This window comes from Streptomyces sp. (assembly GCF_031178505.1).
GTDB lineage: Bacteria > Actinomycetota > Actinomycetes > Streptomycetales > Streptomycetaceae > Streptomyces > Streptomyces gulbargensis.
In genome coordinates this window covers 1-4508 of record NZ_JAPSIW010000583.1, presented here as the reverse complement: position 1 = coordinate 4508, position 4508 = coordinate 1, and the positions used below count along the sequence as shown (strand labels likewise).

Annotated in this window: 4 protein-coding genes; 1 reads left to right on the top strand and 3 read right to left on the bottom strand. The window is 66.5% G+C overall.

Annotated features, from left to right (window positions below; genetic code table 11):
• Positions 1–1793: ATP-binding protein (locus tag RIF68_RS28295; RefSeq protein WP_309054136.1), on the bottom strand; the 1793-nt coding region annotated here is incomplete at its 3' end.
• Between the two features lie 271 nt (positions 1794–2064).
• On the opposite strand from RIF68_RS28295, the gene RIF68_RS28290 reads away from it, so the two are divergent.
• On the top strand, positions 2065–2253 hold the full coding sequence (locus tag RIF68_RS28290) for a hypothetical protein (RefSeq protein ID WP_046422080.1): 189 nt from the start codon (positions 2065–2067) through the stop codon (positions 2251–2253).
• On the opposite strand, the gene RIF68_RS28285 is transcribed toward RIF68_RS28290, so the two are convergent.
• Together RIF68_RS28285 and RIF68_RS28280 are read right to left on the bottom strand one after the other, a co-directional pair.
• Complete coding sequence (locus tag RIF68_RS28285) at positions 2238–3035, bottom strand: very short patch repair endonuclease (protein ID WP_240509689.1); 798 nt, start codon at positions 3033–3035, stop codon at positions 2238–2240. The genes RIF68_RS28290 and RIF68_RS28285 overlap by 16 nt on opposite strands.
• Positions 3032–4366 (bottom strand): DNA cytosine methyltransferase, encoded by a 1335-nt coding sequence (locus tag RIF68_RS28280; protein WP_309054135.1) that lies wholly within the window; start codon positions 4364–4366, stop codon positions 3032–3034. The genes RIF68_RS28285 and RIF68_RS28280 overlap by 4 nt, the downstream gene beginning before the upstream one ends.
• Between the last annotated feature and the right edge of the window lie 142 nt (positions 4367–4508).

Sequence of the window (4508 nt, the reverse complement as noted above, 5' to 3'; positions counted from 1 at the left end):
GCTCCGAACCTCTGGAAGATCGGATGATCGAGGTCGAGGAACGCCACGAGAGTGTTGCCGCCGCGCTGGTCCAGCAGGACGGGAGTGGGGTGGAGGTTCTCGTCGGTCAGGCTTCCCACCGTCGTGAGCCGACGCGCCTCGACCTCGACGAAGCCGACGCGCGGGTGGCCGAAGGAGCGGCTCAGGGACGGATAGGTGGTCGAGTTCTCCATGTAGCGCGTGACGCGTTCCTGCCGCGTCTCCTTCCGCTTCTCTGGGGTCGGCGCGGCGGGAGCGGACTCGCCGTCCTTCGGGGGCTGCGCCTGGGCACCGGGCTTCGTCTCGTCCGGACCGGTCGCGGGGGAACTCGGACTGCCGATCTCCGCGCCGTCGAAACCAAGCGCCTCCATCACGGCCGCCTCGTCGGGCTTTCCCGGGGTGACGGCGGCCGCCTTCGCGTTCTTGCCCCTGCTCTTGGTCGCCTCGTGGTCCACGACCGCCTGCCACCAGCGCTCATCGGTCTGGTAGTCGGGGTTGCCCCGGTGGAACTCATGTCCCCACCGACGGGTGTCGTCGTGGATCGGCTTGCGGCCGTCTCCCGGGACCAGGTACCGCAGACCGGCGTCGTTACGACGGTATCCCTTGAAGAGGAGCGCGAGCGGGCTGGTGTTCTCCTCGTACTCAAGGTTCGCCGCGCGCTGGGGCAGCAGCGGTGCGACCCCCCTTACGATTTCGACGGCCGAGCGCCAGCTGCGGTCGCCGTACTCGAAGGCGTCTTTCTGGTACGTGACCGGGACGTGGTCGAGGTGGATCTCCCCGATGATGCGGCCGCCCTGGTGGGCGAGGTCCACCGGATACTCCGGCTCCTCGTTGCCCACCGCTCCGTCAGGGTTGCGCCAGGTGAACAGCTGCTTGTCCCAGCGGAGGATCTTGCGGCCGTTGCGCAGGAAGTCGATTCCATAATCGTGCTTGTGCATGTAACGCTGGATGCCGAGCCACCCGTGCACCCGGCGCTCACGAACGGTGAGCCGATCGCTCCCGCAGTCCTCGCAGGCGTCGCGATCAGTGAGCTGCCACTGTCCGCAGTCACCACAGGCGAGACCGTTCTCCAGCTTCTGGTCGATCTCGATGTAGGCGGGAATGCGCTCCTTGTTGTTGTAGAGGACCGAGCGGTCGTCTCCCCAACGGCAGTGTCGGACAGGCTTCACCTGGAAGCCGCCGACCCACAGCTCGAACGGACGGTTCAGGAAGATCCAGGAGTAGACCTGTCCCAGGATGTTACGCAGGGCCGAGCCGTTCTTCTGCAGCCATCGCGCGCGCGTGGGATGCAGGCGGCTGATGACGATACGCGTGCCGTGCTCGTTGGGATCGGCCTTCGGCTCCGTGATGTCCTCGGCCTCGAAGTCGTCCCCGATGCGGTCCAGGTCGATCTCCACACCGATCCACTCGGTGTCGCCCTGGCGCGTGGTGAGGACGCGCGTGCGCTTGCCGAGCCGCGCCGTCGAGACGTTGAACCCCATGCCGAAGAGGCCGAGCTTGTCGTGCATGTCGTTACCCGACCAGCCGGCCCGCACGGCCCGCTCCAGCCGGTCGTACGTCATGCCGCGACCGGTGTCGGTGATCACGAGCTGGCCCTGCGCGGAGTCGGGGAGCTCGACGCTGACGCGATACCCGCCCGCCCAGGGGGTCCCGGATCGATGGATCTCCGTGAAGTCGTCGAAGGCGTTGTCGATCAGCTCCGCGATGCACTGCCACTCGTCGAACTCGATCTCACCGAGCATGCGCAGCACACGCGCGGAAGGAGTGATCTTCATAGGTGGACCCCCTGTCCTCGTCTCGCGTGGGCACGCCGAAGGAAGCCCTGCCGCGGGCAGCGTTTCGGCGCGCGGCTCGGGTAGAGCCGTACGCGTGATGAAGAGGGTAGAGGGCGCCACTGACAATCGGCGGTAAGTTTCCTGCCACTCCATCCACTTGAGGGTCTACGGCACGTTGCGGGATCCAGCCGCCAACCGTCGCAATCGCAAGATCCCCCGACGATCCGCAGCGTCGGTGGCAGACGCCGGCGGTCCTTGGGAGACTCCTCCCGTGATCCGTGAACCCGCCGAGGTATCCGTAGAGCCCGATGGACGCGTCGAACTACCGTTGGGGCTGTTGGCCGAGGCCGGCATCAACGTTGGGGACGACCTGCTCGCGTTCAGCGACGGCGACGGGCGTATCGTCCTGCGCCGGGCCTCCGACGCCATCGACGATCTTCTGAATCACGGAACGTTGTGATCACTCCGTGCCGCAAAGTCGCGAACGGCCGCGGCGACCCGGCCCGCCGCTTGTACGGGATCCTCGTGCTCCCAAATTCTGATGGCGCGCCATCCCGCCTCTGCCAGGAACTGGTCGGTCTGGGCATCCCTGGCCCGGTTTGCGTCGATCTTGGCGCGCCAGAAGTCACTGTTCGTGCGTGCTGGGCGGCAGTGATCGGGGCACCCGTGCCAGAAGCACCCGTCCACGAAGACGGCGACACGGGCGCGGGTGAAGACGAGGTCGGCGGTTCGCCGCACCCCGGGAAGCGGCCGCGCCGATACTCGGTAGCGCAGACCCTCGCGGTGCAGCAGTGAGCGGATACGTAGTTCCGGTGCCGTGTCGCGGCCTCGGTTCCCGCGCATTGTTGACCGCGTGGCAGGGGACGAAGCCCACGACCCTTCCGGGAGAGGACGCTCTCCAACCAATCCCCGGTCCTTGGCGATCCGCCAAGCCTGTTCGAGATTCGCCGCACGCGTCAGGTGCTCCACTTCCCCGACATACAGGGCGGGCGAACGCCCGTCCTCCGACCAGCGGAGGTAGGCCCTGATCCGACGAGTCCTGGGCAACAATTTCAGCGTGATCGAGGCCAACGCGTAGTCGCCGTCCTTGCGCTTGACATAGCGGCCCTCCCGACCACCCGCGGCACGATCCTGTTCGGCGACGATCGCCTTCCTCGTCCGTCCCTGCCGTCCCCGCCAGGCCCTCTCGGGCGGCGGCTTGTCCCTCCAGCCCATTTGCCGGGACTCGGCGGCGTCGTTCATGAGCGACGTTCCGCGTCGTCGAGGGCTTTCGCGACTGCGCTGGTGAACACCTCGCCCAGCTTCACGGGAACCGCGTTGCCCAGCTGCCTCATGCGTTCACCACGCGGGCCCGCCATGCTCCAGTCATCGCCGAATGTCATGACCCGGGCAGTCTCGCGCACGGTCATGTAGCGGTGCTCGGGGCGCAACTGGCCGGTCTTCTCGTCACGCACCAAGTTGTCGAGCTGCATGACCGACTCGCCACCGGGCACACCGTGCACCCCGGCCTTGACGGTCTTGGCCGGTCGGTCGAGTTCGTTGGGCGTGTGCCCGTCGTAGATCCTGGCTCCGGGCCACCCGATGTGGTCGGGGAATCCGCCCTGTTCCGTCGTCTTGTCCAACATGCTGGTGTTGATCTTGGGGAGCCCCATTACCGCGTCTCGAAGGGTGAGCCATGGCTGGAGCTCCTCATCCCCGCTCTCGAACGACAGCTGCTCATTCGCGTAGCGCGAGGTCACCAGATCGATGACGCGCTTCGGAATCCTGGCGCCTGCCTGCTTGTGGCGGTCCCAGTAGGAGCCATCGAGGATCGTCCGCGCGAGGGCCGCATGGGAGTGGGTGCGCGCGACAGCGCGCTTGACCAGATCCGGGTCCACGCCCAGGTCAGCGCGGAACGCCAGGAGGATCACCCGGTTGCGGATCTGCGGCACCCCGTAGTCGGCGGCGTTCACGGCGTGTTGCGTGACCTCGTAGGTCTCCGCCGGATCGGTGTCCTTCGCGTCGAGCCGCTCCCGCAACGCGTGGTCGTGCTTCTGCCACGTGGCACCCTTTCGGCGCTTCACGAACGGAAGGGACAGCTCGCGCTTGATGTACTCGAAGTAGGGATTGAAGGACGGACGAAGGAGCCCACGGACGTTCTCACAGATGACGGCCTTGGGACGGATCTCACGAACCGCCCGGAACATCTCCGGGAACATGTTCCGCTCGTCCTCGTCACCCTTCGCGACTCCACCAAGGCTGAACGGTTGGCATGGTGGCCCGCCGGCCAGAAGGTCAACATCTCGATCCCTGAGGAAGCGCATGTCCAACCCTCGGACGTCGCCGGTGACCAGGGGAGGGTACAAGGGCCGCTCAACGGCGCCTGCGGCTTCGAGGCCCTCCGCGCGTTGCTCATCGATCTGGTCCAGCCACTTGGCCAGCACATCGGAATCGACGTCCGCCGGAAACGCCTCGAAGCGATTGCCCTCAAGCGTCTCGCACGCCCTCTTCGCGAACTCGTTCAGCAGCAGGTGCCGGAAGCCGGTGTTCGTGCTGGCTTGGACCAGCCCGCCCCCGCCCGCGAAGAGCTCCACCGACGTCCGTCGCATTTTTTACTCCTAGCAGTTCAGTGCAGCCAGAACCATACCGCGGAGTAGTGCTTACCTGCGACCCATGAGCCGCAGAAACCCGTGTGAGGTCGTACGCTCCACAGCGGCAAGCACGAGGAGGGCGGCG

Coding starts and splice junctions, on each gene's coding strand:
- RIF68_RS28285 (WP_240509689.1), bottom strand. CDS start 3,035: ATGAACGACGCCGCCGAGTCCCGGCAAATGGGCTGGAGGGACAAGCCG.